A 24037-nucleotide genomic window follows, 5' to 3' on the forward strand; every position below is an offset into this window, starting at 1 on the left:
TACGTTTCGGTGCATGACCACAGTGTTGATCACCGGCTGCTCCTCCGGCTACGGTCTGGCGACCGCCCGCCGGTTCCTCGACGAGGGTTTCGACGTCATCGCCACCATGCGCACCCCGCGGACCGACGCGCTGCCCCCTTCGGACCGGCTGCGGGTCATCCCGCTCGACGTGACGTCGGCAGAGAGCATCGCCGCCGCCGTGACCGACAGCGGGCCGATCGATGTCCTGGTCAACAACGCGGGCATCGGCGCCGTCGGCGCGTTCGAGGCCACGCCGATGCAGACCACCCGGGAGTTGTTCGACACCAACACGTTCGGCGTGATGGCGATGACACAGGCCGTCGTGCCACAGATGCGCACCCGGGGGTCGGGCGTGATCGTGAACGTCACCTCCAGCGTGACACTGGCCGCGATGCCGCTGGCCGCGGTCTACACCGCCAGCAAGATGGCCGTCGAGGGGTTCACGGCGTCGCTGGCTCTCGAACTCGCCTTCTTCGGCGTGCGGGCCAAGCTGGTCGAGCCGGGTTACGGCCCGTCGACCAGCTTCACCGCCAACGGCATCCACCGGATGGCCGGGGTCATCCCGCCCGCCTACGAGCCGTTCGCCGCGCCGATCATGGCGTCGTTCGGCTCCGCCGGCGCCGTCACCACCCCGGAGGACGTCGCCGAGGTGGTGCTGTCCGCAGCCACCGACACCTCCGACCGGCTCAGGTTCCCGGCGGGGGCCGACGCGGTGGCGCTCGCCGAATCGACCGCGGGGGTTTAGCGTCTGGGGGTGGGCACACCCGACACCGCGGGCACCGCCCCGGGACCGGTGGAGGAACTGCTCGGCCTGCTGCGACCGGAGGCGGTGCTGTCGAAGGTCATCGACGGCGCAGGCAGCTGGGGTGTCCGCAAGCCCCGCTACGGCGACCCCGCGTTCTGCGTGATGCTGCAGGGGTCGTGCGTCCTGGAAGCCGACGGGCTCGACGCCATCGACCTGCGCGACGGCGACTTCCTGCTGCTTCCTGAGACACCGGGCTTCACCCTGAGCGCGAGCCGCGGCGTCGAACCCATCCCCACCCCGATCGACCACGGCCGCCGCACCCGCCACGGCGGCGCATCGGAGCCGGTCACGATGCGCATGCTCGGCGGATACTTCCGAGTCGATCCCGCCAACGCGCCGCTGTTGGTGCCGCTGTTGCCGCCCGCCGTGCTGGTGCGCCGCGACGAACCGGGCTCGGCGCGGCTCAGCCGGATCGTCGAGCTGATCGCCGAGGAGGCCGACGGCGAGAGTCCGTGCCGCGACGCGATTCTGCAGCGGCTCGTCGAGGTGCTGCTGATGGAGGCGATCCGGGTCGCCCCGGCGCCCGTCGACCAGGAGCAGCGCGGGCTGATCGCGGGACTCTCGGACGCCGTACTGGCGCCCGCCCTGACGCAGCTGCACGCCGACCTCGCACGTGGCTGGACGGTGCAGCATCTCGCGCGCGCCGCATCGGTGTCCCGCGCGGTGTTCGCGCAGCGATTCGCCGAGGTCGTGGGAATGCCGCCGATGCAGTACCTGCTGCAGTGGCGGCTGGCCACGGCACGGGAACTGCTGCGGTCCGGGCGGCTGTCCACCGCGCAGATCGCACAGCGCGTCGGCTACCAGTCCCCCACCGCGTTCAGCACCGCCTTCTCCCGGCACACCGGTTGCACACCAACCGAATACGCCCGCCGGGTGCAGCGGGACGGCAGGCCGGGCTAGCCGCCCGCGGCCGCCATCGCCTCGCGCAGGCTCCTCGGCCGCAGGTCCGCCCAGTTCTCCTCGACGTAGGCGAGGCAGTCGGCGCGGGTGCTCTCGCCGAACACCACGCGCCACCCCGCGGGAACCCCGGCGAAGGCCGGCCACAGGCTGTGCTGGTCCTCGTCGTTGACCAGCACGAAGAACTGGCCGCTGTCGTCATCGAAGGGGTTGGTGCTCATCGCTTCTCCTGATCGATCGCTGTGTGGACGGCTCGAACCCGGCGCCGAGCACGCGGTCGGACAACAGTCCGAGACAGCTGAGGTTGGGGAACCCCGGTCCCTGGGTCAGCCCCGCCAGGCCGGGCAGGAACAACTTGGGCGCGAGGTGGTCGACCGAGAGGTCGTCGCCGATCGACTCCTGCAGCGCATCGCCGGTGAGCGGACCGCCCAGACCCAGTTCGAGCAGATCGAGGGCCTCCTGGCGGAAGAGCGGCACGAACCACAGCGCGTCGGCCCCCGACCCGTCGATCACCAGGTCGAAACCGTGCACCGTCTCGAGTCGCTCCCCGACCCGGTCGGTCTGCAGTGTCAGCCGGATCCGGTCGTCGCGGGCCACCGCATGGGCCACCCGGCCGCGCAGATGGCGGATCCTGTCGTCGGCCAGCAGCGCCTCCTGCACCCGCGCCGAGAACACCCCGCGGTCGGTGCGCAGCATCGCGTCGCGGCGCTCACCCAGCGTCAGGCCTGCCCAGTGGGTGGGGTCCGAGTACAGCGTGTTCTCGAAGAAGCCCTCGCCCCGGGTGAACAGCGTGACCTGCGGCGAGATCACCGTGATCGTCGAAACCCGGTGCCGGAACAGCTCGTTGAGCATCGTCGCGGCGGTCTCCCCACCACCGATGACGGCGACACGTTCGGCGGCGATCAGCTCGTGCGCGGCGGCGCGGTGCCAGAACTGGGCGATCGAGAGCACTCGCGGGTTGCCCGGCAGGATCGAGCGTTCGGCCTGCCCGGGACCGGTGATCATCAGCGCGTCGGCCTCCACCGACGTCTCGTGGGTCTGCAGCACCCACCGTGCGGCGTCGGCGCCCGCGTCGACGGTGATGCCGGTGACCTCGCCGTTGATCACGCTCATCCCGACGTTGTCGGCGACCCAGCGCAGGTACTGGCTCCAGCGGCGGTGGGTCGGCGCGGGCCTGCCGCGATCGATCCACTCGGCGAACTGACCGGTCGACACCAGGTAGGACTGCCAGCTGTGCCGCATCATCCTGGTGTCGAGTTCGGCGTTGCGGCGCGGCACCAGTGAGGACCGGTAGGGGAAACCGACGTCCTTCTCCGGGCTGGTGCCGAGTCGGTGCTGGCCGTCGGTCCATCCCCCGCTGGCCTGCCAGTTGGCGGCCACCGCGGTGCGCTCGATCGCCACCACGTCGGGCACGTCGACGCCCATGTCGCGCAGTTCGGCGGCCTTGGCGGCCACCGCGACACCCTTGGCGCCGGCGCCGATCACCGCCAGTGTGCGGCTCATGCGGTCATCTCTCGCATACCTCTTTCAACGCTTCTCGCCACAACCCCTGCAGCACTTCGACATCGCCGGGAGCCAGGATGTCCGGCAGGGTGCGCCACTGCGTCGCCAGCACGGGCGACGCGCCGTCGGAGAACACCACCGCGTTGAGCGTCAGCTCATACCGGACCGCGAGGTCGGGCTCCGGCAGCTGCGACGCCCCCGCGGTGAGTGCGCGGTCGGGTTGCATGTCGCCGGTCACCGCTCCGAGCTCCGCGCGGCCGAGGTAGTTCAGCAGCAGCTGGGGTTCGCGGTGGGCCCGCAGCCGCGGCGCGGTGTCGGCCCGCAGGTAACGCAGCAGCGCGTAGTCGATGCCGTCACCGGGGACGGCCGCCAGATCCGTGGCGACGTCGGCGCCGATCCGCAGCGGGTAGATGGCCGACATCAGCCCGACCGTCTCGCCGGTGTCCACGTCGCCCGAGCCGCCGTCGACGACCGCATCGACGCGGCCGAAGGACTCCAGCGCCAGCAGCGGCGGCGGCGTGTCCTGCCCGCGATGACGGCGCCACCGGGTCACCGTGTCCGCCGCCGCGGCCGCCAGCATGTGGGCCATCGGCCGGTCGGCGGCGAGCAGCCGTGCGGTGTCGGTGGCGTCGGTGACGCAGACGCTCACCGTGACGTCGCGGGCACGGTCGGTTCGCGGATCCACCCGCCGCACACCGAGATCGGGGTCGGCGCCGGCGAGCTGAGCCTCCCAGAAACCGCAGGTGTCGAGCCGGTGCGCGCGCTCGTGCAGCAGCCCCGACCACCGCCGGTACCCGGTGCGCTCGACCGCGGGCGTCGGCTGCCTGCCCGCGGACAGCGCGTGCCAGCCCGCGTCCAATTCGCCGACGACGATGCGCCACGACGCCGGGTCCATCGCCAGCACGTGCGCCGACAGCACCAGCACGCTGGCCGGAGATGCGCTGTCGCGCAACCACACCGCGGACAGCAGCGCACCGCGCGAGGGATCGAGCCGCTCGACCGACGTGCGGGTGTGTTCGGCGACGGCGTCGGCCAGCGGGCCGCTCACCGACACCTCGGTGAGGAAGTCCTCGACCGCGCCCGGCACGAAGGTCATGGTGTCGCGGTCGAGCCGGCAGCGCAGCATCTCGTGGCCGTCGACGACGGTGCGCAGCAGGGTGTGCAGTTGGTCGACGGTGATGCCGTCGGGCAGCCGGATCGCCTCGGTCTGCGCCAGCCGCCGCGGGTCGCCGTACTCGTAGAGCCAGTGCACGTTGGCCAGCGCGGGGATCGGGCCGTCGCCGCCCTCGTCACCGGCAGTCGCACCGGCCGATTCGCCGTCCACGGCGGCGGCGAGCTCGCGGATGGTGCCGCATTCGAGCATCAGCCGCGCCCGCAGCGCGACACCGCGCCGCCGCGCGGCCTGCACGACCGACAGCGCGACGATGCTGTCGAGTCCCAGCTGCAGCAGGTCGGCGGTGACGTCCACCTGCCGTCCGGTGTGCAGGATCTCGGCGAGCACCTCGGCCAGCGCGATCTCCGTCGCGGTCTCCGGCGTGGCGACCTCGTCGTCGGGTTCCTGTGCGAGAGCGGCCAGCGCGGGCTCGTCGACCTTGCCGTGCGGCGTCAGCGGCAGCTCGTCGATCAGCACGATGCGGTGCGGAACCATGTAGCGCGGTAGCCGTTTGGTCAGCATCGCCCGCAGTTCGGGGACGGGCGGCGGCGGGTCGGCGGACACGTAGGCGGTCAGCCGCGGCCCGCTGCGGTGGTGCCGCACCGCCACGTGGGCGTGCCGCACCGCGGGGTGTCCGTGCAGCACCGCCGCGATCTCGGCGGGTTCGACGCGGAACCCGCGGATCTTGACCTGGGCATCGGAGCGGCCGAGGAACTGCAGCGACCCGTCGGTCGAGCGGCGCACCACGTCACCGGTGCGGTACATCCGTTCACCGGCGACGAACGGGTCGGCGATGAACCGGCCCGACGTCTCACCCATCCGGCCGAGGTAGCCGCGGGTGAGCTGGCCGCCCGCGAGGTACAGCTCGCCGGTGACGCCGTCGGGCAGCGGGCGCAGCCAGGAGTCCAGCACGTAGGCGCGGGTGGGCCCGGTGGGCAGACCGATCGTGGGCGACTCGTGGTCGGCGATCGCGGCGACGACGGCCTCGACCGTGGTCTCGGTGGGGCCGTAGCAGTTGAAGGCCGTCATGCCGGTGCGGGCGCACTCGTCGCGGATCGCGTTCCACGCCGGGATGCCGACCGCCTCGCCGCCGAGGGCGAGCACGCCCAGCGGCACCGTGGACAACAGGCCGAACGCCCTCAGCTGGGCGAACATCGACGGCGTGGTGTCGATCAGGTCGACGCCGAAGCGGGCGATCGTCGCGACCAGCGCCTCGGCGTCGCGCTGCACGTCGTCGTCGACGATGTGCACGCTGTGCCCGTCGAGCAGGGCCGCCAGCGGCTGCCAGGCCGCGTCGAAGGTGAACGACCACGCGTGCGCCACCGACAGGGTGCGGCCCAACCTTTCCGCCGCAGGGCGAAGCACGCTGCGGGCGTGGTCCTCGGTGTAGGCGAGCACCGCGTCGTGGGTGCCGACCACGCCCTTGGGCCGCCCGGTGGTCCCGGAGGTGAAGACGACGTACGCGGCCTGGCCGCGGTGGGCGGTCACCGGCCGGAAGCCGGCGGCCGGTGCGTCGGTGCTGCACTCGGCGAGCAGCGCGGCGTCAAGGACGAGCACGACGCCGCTCTGGGTGACGATGTCGTCGACGCGGGCCGCGGGCATCGCCGGGTCGAGCGGCACGATGACCCCGCCCGCCTTGAGCACGCCGAGCATCGCGATCACGTAGTCCGGTCCCCGCGACAGCAGGATCGCCACCGGCGTCTCGGTGCGCACTCCCCTGGCGGCGAGCGCGGCGGCCAGCCGGTCGGCGGCCTCGTCGAGCTCGCGGTAGGTCGACCGGCCGCCGTCCCACGTCAGCGCGACCGAATCCGGCCGCGACCGAGCGACTTCGGCGAAACGGGCGTGCACGCCACCGGCCGCGGTGGGCGCGAGGAGGGTCGCCGTGGTGGCGGCCTCCTCGCCGTCGAGCAGCACCCCGACGTCGCGCAGCGGCCGCTCCCAGCAGGCGATGAGCCGCTGCGCGGTGGCCAGCACCCGCGCGCCGAGGCTCTCCGGTGTCATCGCGCCCAGCGCCCCGTCGATCACCTCGACGAGCACGGTGAGTTCCCCGTCGGTGAGGTGGGCGGCGACGGTGACCGGGAAGTGCGCGAGGCTCTCCAGCGCCGCGGGCCGGAACCGCGCGCCGGCGGCCTCGAACTCGCCGCTGCCGACCAGTCCGCCCGGCGGGAAGTTCTCGTAGACCAGCAGGGTGTCGAACATCTCGCCGATGCCGCCGATCGACCGCAGCTCGGCGTGCGCCAGGTAGCTGTGGTCGCGCAGCGCGGCGGCCTCCCGCTGCAGCGCGACGCACTGCGCGCCGACGCGCTGCGCCGGATCGAGCCGCACCCGCAGCGGGACGGTGTTGATGAACAGCCCGACCATCGACTCGACGCCGGCCAGTTCGCCCGGCCTGCCGGACACCGTCACGCCGAACACCACGTCGCTGCGGTCGGTGAAGGTGGAGACGATGTTCGCCCAGGCCATCTGGACCAGCGTGTTGAGGGTGACGCCGCGGGAGCGGGCGGCCTCGGCCAGCGCGGCGGTGGCCGGGGCGTCCAGCCGGAGTTCGGTGCGCCGCGGCATCCCACTGGGCGGTTCGCCGTCGGTGAGCGCCGGAGTGAGCAGCGTCGGACCGGGCAGCCCGGCGAGGTGGTCGCGCCACAGCCGGCGGCTGCCGTCCTGGTCGCGGCCGGCGAGCCAGCCGATGTAGTCGCGGTACGGCCGCGGCGGCGCAGGCAGCGCCGAGGTGTCCCCGCCCGAGCGGTAGAGCGTGATGAGTTCGCCCACGAACAGCGGCAGCGACCAGCCGTCGATCACGATGTGGTGCGCGACGATCACCAGACGCCAACGCGGCCCTGGCATCTCGACGAGAAGGAAGCGCATCGCCGGACCGTGGCCGAGGTCGAACCGGCGCCTGCGGGCGTCGGCCTCCAACGCCTCCACCTCGTCGGCAGACGCGGTGACGTGCCGCCACGGCACGTCGACCCGCGTCGGGATCACCTGCACCACGCGGGACTTGCTGCCGGCGCGGACGAAGCTGGCCCGCAGGTTGGGATGGCGTTCGAACATCGCCGCGGCACAGTCGCGCAGCAGCGCCGCGTCCAGGTCGCCGGTGATGTCGGCGGCCATCGCGATCAGGTAGGGGTCGGCGGACCCGAGGTCGCCGTCCTCGCTGTCGCTCAGCGTCGTCAGCGAGTAGAGCCCCTGCTGCAGCGGGCTGAGCGCGAGGACGTCCTCGAGGGTCGCGGTCACCGAGCGTCGTCCCCGGCCGACCACGAGAGCGTCAGGTCGGCCAGTTCGTCGGCCGACAGCCCCGACGCGCTCATCGCCTCGTGGTGGACGTCGCCGCCCTCGACGCTCTCCCCCGCCGCGTCGACTGCGGCGGCGAGCTCGTGCACGGTCGGGAACTCGAACACCATCCGCGCGGTGAGCCCCAGACCGGCGTCGCGCGCCCGCGCCGCCAGTTGCACGGCGAGGATGCTGTCGCCGCCGAGGGTGAAATAGTCGTCGCCCCGATCGATCTCGTCGGCGCCCAGCACCTCGGCCATGATCGACGCGAGCGCCTTCTCGGTGTCGGTGCGGGGCGGTTCGGCGGCCACCGCGGCGGGTTGCGCCGCGACCGCGTCGTCGACGCCGCCGGCGCGGCCGACGAGTTCCAGCCGCCCGTCACCGGTCCAGCGGCCACGGTCGCCGGACCGGTACAGCCGCGAACCGGGCTCTCCGCCGGTGTGATCCGCCACGAACCGGGCGGCGGTGAGCGCGACGCCGTCGCACTCGCCCACCGCGACCGGACCGCCGCGGTGGTACACGTCGCCGATCACGCCGACCGGCACGGGGTTCAGCGCGTCGTCGAGCACCACCAGCTGCCCGCCACCCCACTGCGAGAGTTGCTGCCGCTCCTGCTCGTCGGTGATCTGCAGGCTGCGCAGTCGCTCGTCGGGCCGGTCGGCGAACGCGTCGACGACATGGCCGAGCCACAACGCGAACCGCCGGGCGGTGGCCGGGTCGTACAACTCGGTGCGGTAGATGACGTGGCCCCGGCACCCCTTCTCGGACACGAAGAAGTTCAGCGACAGGTCGGCATGGGCCACGTCGAACGTCGGCTCGATGGCGGAGAACGCCGTGTCCCCGTCCGGCCCGCTGTCGATGACCTGCCCGTCGGGGAGCTGCTCGCGAACGTGCACCACCACCCCGAACAGCGGGTTGCGCGACACCGACCGCACCGGGCTGACCGCGTTGACCACCTGGTCGAACGGCAGATCCTGGTGGGCGTAAGCGGACAGCGCCATCTCCCGCGTGCGCACCAGCAGGTCACGCAGCGTCGGGTTGCCGCGCAGGTCGTTGCGGAGCACCAGGATGTTGATGAAGAACCCGACCAGCCGGTCGAGTTCGGGTTCCGACCGGCCGGCCACCGGGGTGCCGATCGGGATGTCCTCGCCGCCGCCTGCCTTGTGCAGCGCCACGGCGACCGCCGCCTGCAACAGCATGAACTCGGTGACACCGAGGTCGCGGGCCAGCGCGGTCAGCTTGTCGCGGGTGGCGCCGTCGAAGCCGAATTCCACCGCGCCTGCGTCTCCGCCGAGCACCCGCGGCCGCGGGAAGTCAGGGCGCAGACCGGATTCGGCGGGCGTACCGGCCAGCTGACGCACCCAGTACTCGCGCTGCGCGGCCATCGACCCGTTCTCGTCGGCCAGCATCCGGCCCTGCCAGGCCGCGTAGTCGGCGTACTGCACCGGCAGCGGCGCCCAGTCCGGCGCCTGCCCGCCGCGCCGCGCCAGATAGGCGGCCACCACGTCACCGAACAACACCCCTGCCGACCAGTGGTCGCCGGCGATGTGGTGGATCATCAGCGACAGCACATGCCCGCCGGGCGCGCTGAGCACCGCGGCGCGCAACGGCCACTCGTGCTCGAGGTCGAAGACGTGGCGGCGTTCGCGGTCCAGTTCGGACTGCACCCAGGCGTCGTCGTCACCGCGGGCGCGGCGGACCCGCAGTTCGCCCGGTGCGTTGACGACCTGGTGCGGCACGCCGTCGATCTCGCGGTAGGTGGTGCGCAGGATGTCGTGGCGGTCGACGACGTCGCGCACGGCAGTGACCAGAGCGTCGACGTCGACCGGTCCGGACAGCCGCGCCGCGAACGGGATGTTGTTGACCGGGTTGGGCCCGTCGACCCGGTAGGTGAACCAGGTCCGCAGCTGTGACGCCGACAGCGGCGCCGGGCCGTCGTGCCCGGTGGCCACCAGGCGTGGCCTGTCGTCGTCGGGCGCGGCGCCGGACATGCCGTCGATGTGCTCGGCCAGGCCGGCGACGCTGCCGAGTTCGAAGACCTCGCGCACCCCGAGTTCCACGCCCAACTGCGAGCGCACCGACGCGACCAGCTTGGTGGCCAGCAGCGAGTGCCCGCCGAGGTCGAAGAAGGAGTCGTCGGCGCCGACGCGGTCGCGGCCGAGCAGCTCGCCGAACAGGCCGGCCAGCAGCCGCTCGGTCGGGGTGCCGGGCTCCCGGTAGTCGGTCTCGGAGGTGATCTCCGGCTCGGGCAGCGCGGCGCGGTCGATCTTGCCGTGCGCGGTGATCGGGATCTCCTCGAGCACAACGTATCCGGCGGGTGTCATGTAGTCCGGCAGCGCGGCGGCGACCCGGGCGCGCACCCGGTCCACGTCGACGCCGTCGGCCTCCGCGGCGGGCGTCAGGTAGGCCACCAGGCTCTTGCCGAGCTGGGGCAGGTCGCTGACCACCACGACGGCCTGTCCGACGCTCGGGTCCACCGAGATCGCGGCGGCCACGTCGCCGAGTTCGATGCGGAACCCGCGGATCTTGACCTGCTCGTCGGCGCGGCCGACGAACTCGACGTCACCGTCGGCGTTGCGGCGGGCCAGGTCGCCCGACCGGTACAGCCGCGCGCCGGGAGTGAACGGATCGGCGACGAACCGCTCGGCGGTCAGGCCGGGGCGGCGGTGGTAACCGTGTGCCACATGCGTTCCGCCGATGTAGATCTCACCGATCACCCCGACCGGCACGGGTTTGAGGTTGTCGTCGAGCAGGTGGATCTGCGTGTTGATCTTGGGCCTGCCGATCGGCACGATGCGGGTGCCCTGCTTGCCCTCCACCTTGTAGCGGGTGGCATTGATCACCGTCTCGGTGGGCCCGTAGAAGTTGTGCAGCAGCGCGTCGAACGTGGCGTGGAACTTGTCGGCCACCTCGCCGGGCAGCGCCTCGCCGCCGATCGGCACCCGGCGCAGTGTGCGCCACTGGTTGACGCCGGGCAGCGACAGGAACAGCCCGAGCAGCGACGGCACGAAGTGCATGGACGTGATGCCCTCGTCGCGCAACAGGTCGGTCAGGTAGCCGATGTCGCGCAGGCCGTCCGGGCGTGGGATCACCAGGCCCGCACCGCAGATCAGCATGCCGAAGATCTCGCCGATCGACACGTCGAAGCTCGGCGAGGCGACCTGCAGCAGCCGCTCGGAGTTGTCGATCTCGTAGTCGTCACCGAACCAGACGAAGAACTCGCCGACCGGCCGATGCGGCACCGGCACGCCCTTGGGCAGCCCGGTGGTGCCCGACGTGTAGATCAGGTACGCGGTGTTGTCCGGGTGCAGCGGCCGGACACGGTCGGCGTCGGTGGGGTCGTCGCCGCGGTAGCGCTCGAGTCCGGTGACCGGTTCGCGCAGCACGAGTTTCGGGTCGGAGTCCTCGAGGATGAAGTCGAGCCGGTCCTGCGGGTAGGTCGGGTCGACGGGCAGGTACACCGCGCCCGCCTTCACGATGCCCAGCGCGGTGATCACCAGTTCGGGCGACTTGTCCAGCAGCACGGCGACGCGGTCCTCGGCGCCGATGCCCTGCTCGATCAGCCAGTGCGCCACCTGGTTCGCCGCCGCGTTGACCTCGCCGTAGCTGTAGGTGCGGCCCTCGTAGACCACCGCGACCGCGTCCGGTGCGCTTCGCACCCGGGCGGAGACCAGGTCGGGCAGTGTGGCGGGCGGCGTCGAGAACTCCTCGCCGTAGCTCACCTCGCGCAGCCACTCGGCGCCCGCGGCGTCGAGCAGGTCGAGGTCGGACAGCGGGCGGTCCGGGTCGGCCAGCGCGCTGTCGAGCAGCGTCGCGAAGTGGTCGAGCAGCTGGCGGGCCAGCTCCTGGTCGAGCACCTCCACCAGATGTTCGGCCTCCACCAGGATGGTGTCGGCGCCGAACTCGACCATGAATCCGAGCGGCAGCTGCGTCACCTGGCTGCGCAGTTCGGCACGCTCGCAGCGGACGCCGGCCGGGGCGAAGCCGCCGCCGTCGGGCTCGCGGAACCCGAAGCTGACCCGGGTCATCCGCTCCGCCCCGTAGCGCCGGTCGGGGTTGAGCTCGCGAACCACGCGGTCGAGGTTCACCCGCTGGTGGGCGAAGGCGCCGAGCGCGGTGTCGCGGGTCTGGGCCAGCAGCTCGCGGAACGTCATGCCCGGCGTGGGCCGCTGCCGCATCACCACGGTGTTGCCGTGGTAGCCGATCACCTCGTCGGCGCCGCCGTCACGGTTGAGCACCGGGGCGGCGACCAGGAAGTCGTCGGCGTGGGTGTAGCGGTGGATCAAGCCGCCGAACACCGCCAGCAGCACCATGTACGGCGTGCAGCCGGTCTCGCGGGCCAACGCCGAGACCCGTCCTGCGACGTCGCTGGACAGCTGCCGCGTGCTGCGCTGGGAGCGCCAGCTGGTCGGCACCACGGAGCCGGTCGGCCCCGGCAGCTCGAGCGGTTCGGGCATCGCGGCCATCACCGCGCGCCAGTACGCCAGGTCGGCCTCGGTGGTGTCGGGTCCTGCGAGGCGTGCGGGGCGTGGCTCCGGCCCCAGTTCCGCGCCGTCGTACGCCCGGGTCAGGTCGGCGAAGAAGACCCGCCAGCAGCCGTCGTCCCAGGCGATGTGGTGCGCCACGAACAGCAGCGCGTGCTCGTCGGCGCTCATGCGCGCCATGGTGATCCGCAGCGGTGCGTCCTTAGTCAGGTCGAACGGCGCGGCGAACTCGCGCTGCGCGAGCACCTCGAGCCGAAGCCGCCTGCCCTGCTCGGACATCTGCGACAGGTCGTGCTCGGCCCAGCCGGGGCGCAGGTCGTCGCGCACCTCGAGCGCCGGTTCGCCGTTCTCGCCGGCGCGGTAGGTGGTGCGCAGCACGCTGTGGCGGCGGGCGACCTCATCGACCGCATCGTGCAGCCGCGCCGGGTCGACGTCGCCGCGCAGCCGGTAGGACAGGCAGATGTTGAGCAGTGCGCCGCCCGGGTCCATCTCCTGCACGAACCACATCCGTCGCTGCCCGTCGGACAGTCCGTCGGCCGGGCCTGCTCCCGCGTCGGGCGCCGAGCGCAGTCCGCGTTCGGCGAGCTTGCGCCGCAACAGTTCCAGTCGGTTGTCGTCGAGACCCGCCGCGGTCGGGATGCGGGTGTGCTCAGTGGTGTCAGTCACGCGAAGCGTTCACTTTCTCTGCTCTGTCGGCCGGCTCGCCGGCCCGGTCGAGGTCTGCGATCAGCTCGGTGCCGGTGATGCCGCCCAGCAACCGGGCCAGCGGAACCGACCGGCCGGTGGCGTGCTTGATCCGCTTGCGCAGATCGAGAGCCAGCAGCGAGTCGACGCCGAGGTCGAACAACGACGCGTCGAGGTCGAGCGCCGACGCGTCGGCCACGCTGAGCACCGACGCGAGTTCGACGCGCACCGCCGCCCGGACGTCGGTGGCGCCGACATCGATGTCGGCAGCCTGATCATGTCGAGCCGCTTGCTGGCTCGCGAAGAACATCTGCAGCCGGCTCTCGTCGGCGGAGAAGACCAGCGGATCGCCGGAGTGGTGGCGCAGGCTCGCCTCGATCGCCGCACGCGGCGCCATCGCCAGCAGTCCGGAACGCTCGATCCGGGCGGTCTCGGCGGCGTCGACGACACTTTCCCCGTCGGCGGCCCACAGCCCCCACCGCACCGACAGGCAGGCCCGCCCCGATGCCCGCAGTCGGGCAGCCGTCACGTCGAGCATCCGGTTGGCCGCCGAGTAGGCGGCGTGCCCCTGCCCGCCCCATACCCCGGACACCGAGGAGCACAGCAGGATCGGCGCGTCCGGCCGTAGCGGCCACAGCTCGACGACGGCGGCGAGGCCGCCGACCTTCGCGGTGAAGGCCTGGGTCAGCACGGTCCGGTCGACGTGGTCGCGGGTGGCGAACCCGGCGGCCCCGGCGGCGTGCACCAGCAGCGACGCCCCGTTGCCTGCGAACTCGGCGGCGGTCACCGCCAGCCGGTCGCGGTCGGTGATGTCGCAGGGCGGCGCGATCACCTGTGTGCCGTGGTCGCCGGCCACCGACACCAGCACGTCGGCGTCCGCGCCGCGGCGGCCGAGCAGCACGATCCGCTTGGCGCCGTGTTCGGCGAAGTACCGCGCGAAGTGCAGGCCGACTGCGCCGGCGCCACCGGTGATGACGACGTCGTCGAGCAGGCCGGAGTCGAGTGCCCACGCCTTCGGAGCCGTTGTCACAACAGGAAGTTCGCGGCGGTACAGCACCGGGACGGCGCCGCGGAGTGCGGCCTCGGCCACGTCGGTGAACAGCGTCTCGGCCACAGCGGCGGCGGCCTCGGCGTCGAGGCCCCCCGCGGGCAGGTCGAGGTGGCGGAACGTCTGGTCGGGGTGCTCGAAGCCGACGCTGCGATGCATCGCCGCCAGTGCCGCCGGTGCGGGCAGCGGCGCCGGGTCGTCCGCGGTGACCCGTTCGGCGCCTGCGGTGACCAGCCAGACGTCGCGGCACTGCGGCCCGGCAGCGGTCGCGTACTCCAGCAGGCCGCCGGCGACCTGTCCGGTCAGCTCGGCGGCGGCCGGCGCGGCGTCGGTCTGTTCGGCGGCAGGGGCGACGACGACGAGCATCTCGGCGCGGTCGGCGGGCGCCACAGTGACCGCAGGGTGTCCCTCGATCGCGGCTCGGACCAGGCCGGCCAGCGGGTGCCGGGGTTCGGGTGTCAGCACCGCGACGGTCCGCGGGGCGTTGGCCGTCATTGTGGGACGGGCCGTTTCGCGCCACAGCTCGGTCGCGATCGTCACCGGCGCGGATGTCGTGCCTTCGCGGGCGGCCGGGCGTTCGGGCGCCACCCACATGTGCGTGGCGCGCATCGGCGCGTTGGGGAAGTCGCGCAGCGGCCGGGTGTCACCGACGAGATCAGCCCAGCGGTAGCGGGTGTCGGTCACCGCGGCTGCGGCGATGTTGGCCGTCAGCCGGTCGACCAGCGCCGCGTCGCGGTGCCCGGATCCGACGAGGACGGCGGGGCCCGAGGCGAGGTCGAGGGTGTCGAGCGTGTCGCCGATCGCGAAGAGCAGTGCGGGATGCGCCGACAATTCGACGAAAGCCCGTGCGCCGCATCGCACCGCCGCTTCGACTGCGCGATCGAAGCGCACCATGTTGCGCAGATTGCCGTACCAGTAGTCACCGAACTCCGTGCCCGCCGCCACCACGTCACCGGTGGCGCCGCCGATGAACTGCACCGGGCCGTCGCCGAACCGGGCCTGTGGCAGCGCGGCCGTGAATTCCCCGCGCAGCGGTTCGAGCACACTGGTGTGCACCGGGAAGTTGACGGTGATCTGGCGGGCGAATCCGCCGCCCGCGGAGACGGTGGCCACCGCGGCGGCGACGGCGTCGCGATCGCCCGACACCGCGACCGAGGCGCCGGCGTTGATCACCGAGAGTTCCAGCCAGCCGGGCGTTTCCGCGATCAGCTGCTCGGCGGCCACCGCCGTGAGACCGACGGCGGCCACCGCATACCTGCCCCGCATCCGGTCGGTGACACCGGCGCGGGCGCCGACCACCGCCACGGCGTCGGGCAGCGTGATGACGCCGGCGAGGTAGGCCGCGGCGATCTCGCCGAGGCTGTGGCCGACGGTGAGGTCGGCGGCCACGCCGCAGGATCGCCACACCGCGGCGAGCGCGACCGCGTGGACGAACTGTGCACCCTGGATCTCGATCTCGGCGAACGAATCCGGGTCACCGGCGGTGGTGAGATAGCGCAGCGGCGAGGTCAGCCCGGCGGCGGTGAAGGCGGCGGCGCACTTGTCGGCCTCGGCGCGGTAGGCGGGCACCTGCGTGTAGGCGTCGGAGCCCATCGCCGGCCACTGGCTGCCCTGGCCGGGGCAGACGAACGCGAGCCGGGGCGTCGTGTGCTCCGCGGAGCGGGCCACCAGCGGATGGTCCTCGCCGTCGGCGAGCGCGCGCAGCCCGTCGAGGAGCTCCTCGCGGTCGGCGGCCCGCAGCACGGCGCGGTGACGGCGCAACCGGCGGGTGCGCAGCAACTGGCCCGCCACGTCGGCCACCCCGGTGTCCGGGCGGGTTCGCAGGTGGCGCGCGATGGCCGCGGCGTCCGCGCCGACGAGATCGGGCGCGTGTGCGCTGAGCAGCACGGGGGTACGGCCGTCCGGCCAGGTGCTGACGGACATCAGGCCACCCGGGCCCCGGCGTCGGGCATGGCCACGACGACGTGGGTGTTGGTGCCGCTCATCCCGAACGCCGACACCGCGGCCAGCCGCCGCCCGTCGACGGCCCGCCAGGGGCCGAGTTTGTCGGCCAGCCGGAGACCTTGTGCGTCCCAGTCGATCTCACGGCTGGGCTGGTCGACGTGCAACGTGGGCGGGATGGTGGCGCGCTCGGCGGCGAGCAGCACCTTGGCCAGCCCCAGCCCGCCCGCCGCGGCCTGCGCGTGGCCGATGTTGGACTTCACCGAGCCGAGCAGCGGTCCCCGGCCGGGCTCGGTGGCGCCGTAGGTACGGGCCAGCGCGCGCAGCTCGGTGCGGTCGCCGAGCCTGGTTCCGGTGCCGTGCCCCTCCACCAGCCCGATGTCCTCGGCGCGGACACCCGCCTGCGCCAGCGCGCGGCTGAACAACCGGGCCTGCGCGGCACCGCTCGGCGCCGTCAGCCCGGTGGTGCGGCCGTCCTGGTTCAGGCAGCTGGCCAGTACCTCGGCCAGGATCGGCCTGCCGTCCCGGCGGGCGGCCGACCGGCGCTGCAGCACGAACATCGCCGCGCCCTCGGCCCACACGGTGCCGCTGGCGTGCGCGCTGTAGGGGCGGCAGTGCCCGTCGTCCGAGAGTGCGTGCTGCTTGGAGAATTCGACGAAATAGCCCGGCGATCCCATCACCGCCACCCCGCCGGCCAGGGCCAGGTCGCAGTCGCCCGCGCGAAGTGACTGCACGGCGACGTGGAACGCCGCCAGCGCCGACGAGCACGAGGTGTCGACGGTGAGCGCCGGTCCGGCGAGGTCCAGGGTGTAGGCGATCCGGCCGGAGATCACGCCCAGCGAGGTGCCGGTGATGAGATGGCCGCTGTGCTCGGAGAACCGGGCCATGTCCGGTCCGTAGTCCAGTGTCGACGCGCCGACGAAGCAGCCGGCGTCGTGGCCCGCGAGGTCGTCGGGATTGACGCCGCTGTTCTCCAGTGCCCGCCACGCCAGCCGCAGCGCCACCCGCTGCTGGGGATCCATCGCCACGGCCTCCCGTGGCGAGACACCGAAGAACTCCGGATCGAAAGACGTTGCGTCGGTGAGAAATCCGCCGAGGTCGTGAATGGCCTTGTAGCCGTCGCGCCGTTCGAAGAGCTCGGGCAGGTCCCAGCCGCGGTCGGTCGGGAACGGGCCGAGCGCCTCGCGCTGTTCGGACAGCAGCGACCAGTAGGCGTCGGCGGAATCGATCCCGCCGGGAGCCTCGAGCGCCATGCCGACGATCACGACGGGATCGTCCGCGCCGCCCACGCCGTCAGAGGTCATCGGCGCCCATCAGTTCGGCGAGCAGGTCGGTGTGCTCGTTGAGGTAGAAGTGGCCGCCGTCGAGCAGCGAGAGGGTGAACGATTTCTCGGTGTGGCCCTCCCAGGCCCGCAACTGCGCCTCGGTGATCCGGTGGTCACGGCGGCCACCGACGGCGATGATGTCGGCGCGCACCGTGACGCCCGCGTCGCAGGTGTAGCGGTTCCAGGCCAGGTAATCCGCCCGGATCGCCTGCAGCAGCAGCGCGACGAAGTCCTCGTCGTCGAGCAGGCGCGGGTCGGTGCCGCCGAGGTCCGCCAGCTCGGACAGCAGGCCGTCGTCGGTGGTCGGCATCGGCCCGGACACCTCGACGGTGGACGGCGCCTGCCCGGCCGAGACCCACAGCTGGCGTACGTCGACGCCGTGCCGCTCGGCGATGCGCGCGAACTCGAAGGCCACCACAGCGCCCATGCAGTGACCAAACAGCCGCAGCGGACCGAGCCGGTGCCACTCCCCCGCCCGGAACAGGTCGTCGGCGAGCTCGGTGAGCGTCTCCGCCGCCGGATGGGTGAGGCGGTCGGCGCGTTGCGGGTACTGCACCAGATATGTGTCGAGCCCGTTGTCGGACAACGCTTTCGCCAGCCCCCGATAGGCGACCGCCGCCCCGCCCGCGTGCGGGAAGACCACTGTCGCGCCCCGCGAACCGTCCGCCGGGAAGCCCTTGATCCAGGGCTGGAACGTCAACTGCTGCTGCTGACCCACTCCGGTCATGGAGCCGCGGCGTCGATCGGCGGCAGGAAGGTCAGCGGGTATTCGACCGTGGCGCGGGAGTCGGCCGGGTCGGCGACCACCACACCGGCACCGGCGAGCAGCGCGGCGAACACCTCGCGCACCGACTCCTCGCAGTCCAGTCCGGGCGACACCGCCCGGCGGCCGCGCGGCTCGGCCGAGGTGCTGCCGATCGAGCGCAGCAGCGCGGCGTGGCTGAAGGTGGCGTTCGGCAGGATCGCGGCGGGTTCGGCCGGGCGCGGCGACACCACGGCGAAGCGGGACTCGGCGGCGCCGATCCGCAGGGCTTCGCGCACGGTCAGTGCAGGCATGAAGGCAGGAGAAAGGTCACCGCACACCAGCGCCATCCGCGCCACGCCGCGGCGCATGGCCGACAGTGCGGCGTCGGCGGGCAGTCCGGCGGGCACCGGAAGGTAGATCGCGCCCGCGGCGAGCGTCCCGAGTACCGCGGGGATCTGTTCCGCGCAGGCGGTGCCGACAACGGCGACCACGTCACCGGGTACGACGCCGGCGACCGACAGCGCGGCGGCGATCGCGCGGATCTCCCCGGAGAGTTGCCCGTAGGTGCTCCGGCCGGTCGGGCCGGTCACCGCGGCGGCGCCGGGCACGGAGGCAGCGACGGCGAGGACGCGTTCGTGCAGCGACGCCATCTCCGCGGCGGTTACGTCGCCGGGACGGGTGATCGTCATACCGTGAGCCACAATGCCTCCATGGATTAGCAAAGGCTGTCCTAAATTGCTGAGGCTACCCTATGTTCGGCCACCCGAAAATAGGTACCCCGGTGCTCTCGTTCACCGCATGACCACATCCGACCTGCGGCGATGCGCGTCGAGCCCGGTCGGTCAGCGCACCGACTCGGCGTCCAGTGCGGTCGCGACGTCGGTGCCGTCCATCCCGGCCACCTCGAGGTAGAGCTCGGCCACCTGCTCGAGCCGGTCACCGGCCGGTTCGCGGGCCGCCAGCACCCGCGCCAGCGCGGCGACGGTGCGGCTGGCGAAGACGTCGGCGACCATCACGGTCGGCGTGTCCAGCCAGTCCCGCACCCGCGCGACCAGCTGGGTGGCCAGCACCGAGTCCCCGCCAAGCGCGAAGAAGTCGTCGTCGGCGCCGACCTGCGCGCGGTCCAGCAGCACCCCGACGATGTGCGCGAGCGCCGATTCCACGACGGTGGCCGGCGCGCGGTACCCCCGCCCCGCCGACAGGTCGACGTTCTCGAGAATGCGGGTGATCGCCGCCCGGTCGAGCTTGCCGTTGCCGGTGAACGGGATGCGGTCGGCGATCACGATCGCCTGCGGCACCATGTGGGCGGGGACGAGCGCCGCCATCGCGTCGGTGACGGCCTCGGCGGTCAACCCCGTGCGATCGGCCCGCACCAGCGCCGCAAGCACGTCGCGACCGCCCGGCGCGGGGACCGGAGTGACCACGGCGACGTCCACACCCGGCACCCGCCGCAGCGCCGCCTCCACCTCGCCCAGCTCGACCCGGTAGCCGCTGATCTTGATCCGGTGATCGGCGCGGCCGACGAACTCCAGCGTGCCGTCGGACTGGTACCGCACCAGGTCCCCGGTCCGGTACCAGATCCTGCCGTCGTGTTCGACGAATTTCTCGGCGGTCAGGTCGGCCCGGCCGCGGTAGCCGCGGGCGACACCGCGACCGGAGACCCAGAATTCTCCGGGCACCCAGTCCGGGCAGTCCCGGCCCCGCGCGTCGACCACCCGGGCGGCGTTGTTGGGCAGCGGAGTCCCGAACGGCACCGCCGACCAGTGCTCGGGCACCTCGCCGGTCACCTCGCAGATGGTGTTGTGGGTGGCGGTCTCCGTGGCGCCGCCGAGACCGGCGACGCGCACCCCCGGCGCGGCGGCACGCAGCGCCCGCACCATCTCGGTGCGCACCCAGTCGCCGCCGGTGGGTACCACCCGCACGGTGGGCAGCCGCGCGCCCTGTCCGGCGACCACCTCCACCAGCATCTCCAGCCACCCGGGCATGAAGTGCAGCACGGTCACGCCGTGTTCGTCGATCAGCCGCACCCAGGTGTCGGGGTCGCGCCGGTGCCGCTCGTCGACCACCACGACGGCGCCACCGGTCCGCAGGGTGGCGAAGACGTCGAGCACCGAGATGTCGCACTCCAATGTCGACAGCGCCAGGCAGCGATCCGCCGGGCCGATCCCGAAGTGCCGCGTGACGAATTCGACGGTGTTCATCGAGGCGTCGTGGGTCACCTCGACGCCCTTGGGCTCCCCGGTGGACCCCGAGGTGAACAGCACGTAGGCCAGCGCCGAGGGATCCGACGGCGCCGGTTCGGTGTCGGCGGCGCGTGCCGAGCCCCTGCGCACCGCCTCGGAGACGGTCAGGGCGGGCACCGGCAGCTCCGGGGCCCCGGCGCCGCAGACCAGCGCCAGTGCCACCCCTGCGGTGCCGAGGATGCGGGCCGCCCGGTCGGCGGGCTGGTCGGCGCCGACCGGCAGGTACGCCGCGCCCGCCGCGTGGATGCCCAGCAGCGCCGGGATCTGCTCGTAGGTCTTGGGACCCGTCACGGCCACCACGTCGCCTGCGCCCACGCCGTGCTCGCGCAGGGTCGCGGTGACCGCCAGCACCTGCTCGCGCAGCTGCGCGTAGGTGAGGTCGGCATCGCCGCTGAACACCGCGGGCGCATCCGGGGTGGTCGCGGCGGTGCGGAAGAAGCCGTCGTGCAGGGCGTCTCCGCTCACCGGCGCCGTGACGGCGTTGGCCGCGGCGCGCACGGCACGCTGCTCTGCGGTGACCGCCGGCGGGTCGGCGGCCTCCCAGGCGGCGTCGTCGGTGGCGAGCCGGCACAGTTCGTCGAGGTGGTAGTCGAACATCGCGTCGACGACGCCGGGCCGGAACGCGTCGGCCCGGACATCCCAGTTGATCATCAGACCCTCGGCCACCGGCGTGGCCTGCGCGTCGATGTAGACCTGCGGGCCCTGGGAGATGGTCCACACCGGGCTGCCGAACTGGTCGGTGACGTCGCCGGCGAACAGGTCGCCCAGGCCCAGCGCGCTGGTGTAGACGAACGGCACCAGCGTCTGGGTGCCGCGGTGGCGGGTCAGGTCGCGGATCACCGACAGCCCCGAGTAGCTGGAGTGCGCGGCGGCGCGGTGCAGCGCCTCCTGCACCACCCGGGCGCGCGCGGCGGGGGTGCCTGCGTCGGACAGGTCGAGGTCGAGCATCAGCGACGAGGTGAAGTCGCCGACCAGCTTGTCGACGTCGGGGTGGAACGGTTCGCGGCCGAACATCGGCAGGTTGAGCAGGAACCGCTGGTTGACCGACCACCGCGCCAGTGCCCCGGCGTAGGAGGCGCCGACCGCCATCGCCGGCGTGACGCCGCGCCGGTGGGCGGCGGCGAACAGCGCGTCGCGGGTCTCGACGTCGAGGGTGCGCCACTTGCGGATGCTGCGCCGCGGGTTGCGCTGCTCGGCGCGCGGCACCAGCGGCAGCGTCGGCGGTTCTGGCAGATCGGGGATGCGCTCGGCCCACCAGTCGCGGTCCTCGTCGGTCGGTCCGGGCGCCGCCGCCGTCAGCGCGGCCCGGTACTCGCGGTAGGTGTACTGCAGTTCGGGCAGGTCGCGGCCCAGGTAGAACGAGGCGAGGTCGGCCATGAAGTTGCGGTAGCTCACCGCGTCGGCGGCCTGCATGTCCATGTCGACGTGCAGTCGGGTGCGCCCGCCGGGCAGCAGCGACAGGCCGATCTCGAGCACCTCGCCGAACAGCAGCTGGTGGGATTTCGCGTCGCGGATCTCCTCCAGCCTGTCCTCGGCCGCCTCGACGGCGAGCTCGCGCAGGTCATGGACGGTGACCGGGAGGTCGCGGTCGCTGATGCGCTGGGTTCCGTCGGGCAGGATCTCGACGCGCAGCATGGGATGACGCCGGGCCAGCCTGCTCGCCGCGTCCTGCAGACGTCCGGGATCCACTCCGGCCCCGTCGAACTCGACGTAGAGGTGGCCGGCGACACCACCGAGCACCTGATCGTCGTTTCGGCCCACCCACATCGCGTGCTGAATCGGGGCGAGCGGGAACGGCTCGTCGGGATCGCTGGGCTGGACCGCCGGCGTCGGCTGCGGTGCCCGATCCTGCGGGCGGAAGCGGGCCACCAGCTCCGACCAGGCCTGAACCGTGGGATCGGCTGCCAGCGCGGCGAATCCGACATCGATGCCCTGTTTGCGCCAGCGGCCCGACAGCGACATCATCCGGATCGAGTCCAGACCGGAGGCGATCAGGTCGGCCTGCGGGTCGAGGCTGTCCGGGCTGATGCCGAGGAGCTCGGCGACTTCGTCGCGAACGGTCGCGGAACTCGTCGCGGCGTCACCCACGTGATGCCTCCCAGGTGGCTATGAGATTTAGTACAGGCTGCCCTAACTCGCAGCAGGCTACCTTATATTCGGTGCACCGAACACACCAACCCCGAGGGGCGGATTCCACCTATGAGCACGGGTTTTTCGCGTGACACCCGCACCGGCGACGACGCCCCGGCCGACGACCCCCGGCAGGGTTTCGTACCGTTCCCGGCCGAACGCGCGCAGCTCTACCGGCAGGCCGGGCTGTGGACGGGGCGCCCGCTCGACTCCATCCTCCGGAACGCGGCCACCGCCTGGCCGGACAAGCTCGGCGTCGTCGACGCCGACCGCGCCTACACCTTCGCCGAACTCGACGGGGTCGCCGACCGGGTGGCCGCAGGGCTGAGCGCGCTGGGCATCGCCCCCGGCGACCGGATCCTCGTGCAACTCCCTAACTCCTGCCAGTTCGCCGTCGCGCTGTTCGGAGCGCTGCGTGCCGGCGCCGTGCCGGTGTTGTGCCTGCCGGGGCACCGGGCGGCCGAGATGGGACACTTCGCCTCGGTCAGCGGCGCCGTCGGGCTCGTCATCGCCGATCAGGTCAAGGGTTTCGATTATCGCGAACTCGCGGCCGGACTGCAGGACCAGCACCCGGCGCTGCGCCACATCGTGGTCGACGGGGATGCGGGACCGTTCACGCCCTGGTCGACACTGACCGGATTCGACGGCGCCGCAGCATCTTCGGCGCCGTTCGATCCGGACGCACCCGCGCTGCTGCTGGTCTCGGGCGGCACCACCGGGCTGCCCAAGCTGATCGCCCGGACCCACGACGACTACGTCTACAACGCGGTGGGCATGGCCCGCGAGTGCCAGATGACCTCCGAGGACGTCTATCTCGTGGCGTTGCCCGCCGGCCACAACTTCCCGCTCGGCTGCCCGGGACTGCTCGGCGCGATGACGGTCGGCGCGACCACGGTGTTCACCGCCGACCCGAGCCCGGAATCGGCGTTCGCCCTGATCGACCGCTATCAGGTCACCGTCACCGGTCTGGTCAATGCGCTGGCCAGGCTGTGGGCCCAGGCCTGCGAGTGGGAACCGGTGCTGCCGACGTCACTGCGCCTCGTGCAGGTCGGCGGGTCGCGATTGTCGCCGGAGGAGGCCCGCTTCATCTACGACGGCCTGACCGACGGCCTGCAGCAGATCTTCGGGATGGCCGAGGGCATGCTGCAGTTCACCCGGCCCGGTGATCCCGTCGACGTGGTGACGCACACCCAGGGCAGGCCGATGTCACCGCACGACGAGCTGCGGGTGGTCGACGACAACGGCGTCGAGGTCGCGCCGGGCGAAGAGGGCGAACTGCTGGTGCGCGGGCCGTACACGATCAACGGCTACTACCGCGCCGAGGAGGCGAACGCGCGCTCCTTCAGCCCGGACGGCTTCTACCGCAGCGGCGACCGGGTGCGCCTGTTCGCCGACGGTCCGCTCGCGGGCAACATCGAGGTGACCGGCCGCATCAAGGACGTCATCCACCGCGGCGGCGAGACGGTGTCGGCCACCGACCTCGAGGACCACCTGCTCGCCCACCCGGCGATCTACGCGGCGGCGGCCGTCGCCCTGCCCGACGAGTATCTCGGCGAAACGATCTGCGCCGCAGTCGTCTTCAGCGGCGCCCCGGTGACACTGGCCGAACTCAACGCCTTCCTCGACGAGCGCGGCGCCTCGGCGCACGCCAGGCCCGACACGCTCGTCGCGATGCCGTCGCTACCCGCCACACCGGTCGGCAAGGTGGACAAGAAGAAGGTTATCGCCGCCATCACCGGGTGATTTCGGCGCGCTCACGATCGCTGAGCGAACGTTTCCGCGCCGAAATCG

General features: G+C 72.5%; 12 protein-coding genes. 3 read left to right on the plus strand and 9 right to left on the minus strand.

The window, feature by feature from the left end:
* The first annotated feature begins 13 nt into the window (after positions 1-13).
* Together O6P37_RS06555 and O6P37_RS06560 are read left to right on the plus strand one after the other, a co-directional pair.
* Positions 14-766, plus strand: a complete 753-nt coding sequence (locus O6P37_RS06555) for an SDR family oxidoreductase (RefSeq protein WP_269893303.1) — start codon at positions 14-16, stop codon at positions 764-766.
* Between the two features lie 9 nt (positions 767-775).
* Positions 776-1726: an AraC family transcriptional regulator gene (locus O6P37_RS06560; RefSeq protein WP_332909780.1), complete on the plus strand. Its 951-nt coding sequence runs from the start codon at positions 776-778 to the stop codon at positions 1724-1726.
* Here the strand turns inward: O6P37_RS06560 and O6P37_RS06565 are convergent.
* The 9 genes from O6P37_RS06565 to O6P37_RS06605 all read right to left on the minus strand — a co-directional run bounded on the left by O6P37_RS06565 (position 1723) and on the right by O6P37_RS06605 (position 22204).
* Positions 1723-1944 (minus strand): MbtH family protein, encoded by a 222-nt coding sequence (locus O6P37_RS06565; protein ID WP_269893304.1) that lies wholly within the window; start codon positions 1942-1944, stop codon positions 1723-1725. The genes O6P37_RS06560 and O6P37_RS06565 overlap by 4 nt on opposite strands.
* On the minus strand, positions 1922-3226 hold the full coding sequence (gene mbtG / locus O6P37_RS06570) for an NADPH-dependent L-lysine N(6)-monooxygenase MbtG (RefSeq protein ID WP_269893305.1): 1305 nt from the start codon (positions 3224-3226) through the stop codon (positions 1922-1924). Before mbtG ends, O6P37_RS06565 begins: the two co-directional genes overlap by 23 nt.
* Before the next feature lie 4 nt (positions 3227-3230).
* Positions 3231-7610, minus strand: coding sequence for an amino acid adenylation domain-containing protein (locus tag O6P37_RS06575; protein WP_269893306.1), 4380 nt, complete (start codon positions 7608-7610; stop codon positions 3231-3233).
* Positions 7607-12796, minus strand: coding sequence for a non-ribosomal peptide synthetase (locus O6P37_RS06580; RefSeq protein ID WP_269893307.1), 5190 nt, complete (start codon positions 12794-12796; stop codon positions 7607-7609). Before O6P37_RS06580 ends, O6P37_RS06575 begins: the two co-directional genes overlap by 4 nt.
* Entirely contained in the window at positions 12789-15785 is a 2997-nt protein-coding gene (gene mbtD, locus O6P37_RS06585; RefSeq protein ID WP_269893308.1) for a mycobactin polyketide synthase MbtD, read from the minus strand. Before mbtD ends, O6P37_RS06580 begins: the two co-directional genes overlap by 8 nt.
* A complete protein-coding gene (locus O6P37_RS06590) occupies positions 15785-17107 on the minus strand; it encodes a beta-ketoacyl [acyl carrier protein] synthase domain-containing protein (protein ID WP_269893309.1) in 1323 nt (440 codons plus the stop codon). The genes mbtD and O6P37_RS06590 overlap by 1 nt, the downstream gene beginning before the upstream one ends.
* Positions 17097-17855: a thioesterase II family protein gene (locus O6P37_RS06595; protein WP_269893310.1), complete on the minus strand. Its 759-nt coding sequence runs from the start codon at positions 17853-17855 to the stop codon at positions 17097-17099. Before O6P37_RS06595 ends, O6P37_RS06590 begins: the two co-directional genes overlap by 11 nt.
* Positions 17852-18562 (minus strand): AMP-binding protein, encoded by a 711-nt coding sequence (locus tag O6P37_RS06600; protein WP_269893311.1) that lies wholly within the window; start codon positions 18560-18562, stop codon positions 17852-17854. Before O6P37_RS06600 ends, O6P37_RS06595 begins: the two co-directional genes overlap by 4 nt.
* Positions 18563-18715: 153 nt before the next feature.
* Entirely contained in the window at positions 18716-22204 is a 3489-nt protein-coding gene (locus tag O6P37_RS06605) for a non-ribosomal peptide synthetase (RefSeq protein ID WP_269893312.1), read from the minus strand.
* A 111-nt stretch (positions 22205-22315) separates the two neighbouring features.
* Between O6P37_RS06605 and O6P37_RS06610 the strand changes: the two genes are divergently transcribed.
* On the plus strand, positions 22316-23989 hold the full coding sequence (locus O6P37_RS06610) for a (2,3-dihydroxybenzoyl)adenylate synthase (RefSeq protein WP_269893313.1): 1674 nt from the start codon (positions 22316-22318) through the stop codon (positions 23987-23989).
* Positions 23990-24037 lie beyond the last annotated feature (48 nt).

Source organism: Mycobacterium hippophais (genome assembly GCF_027529605.1).
Taxonomy (GTDB): Bacteria; Actinomycetota; Actinomycetes; order Mycobacteriales; family Mycobacteriaceae; genus Mycobacterium; species Mycobacterium arseniciresistens.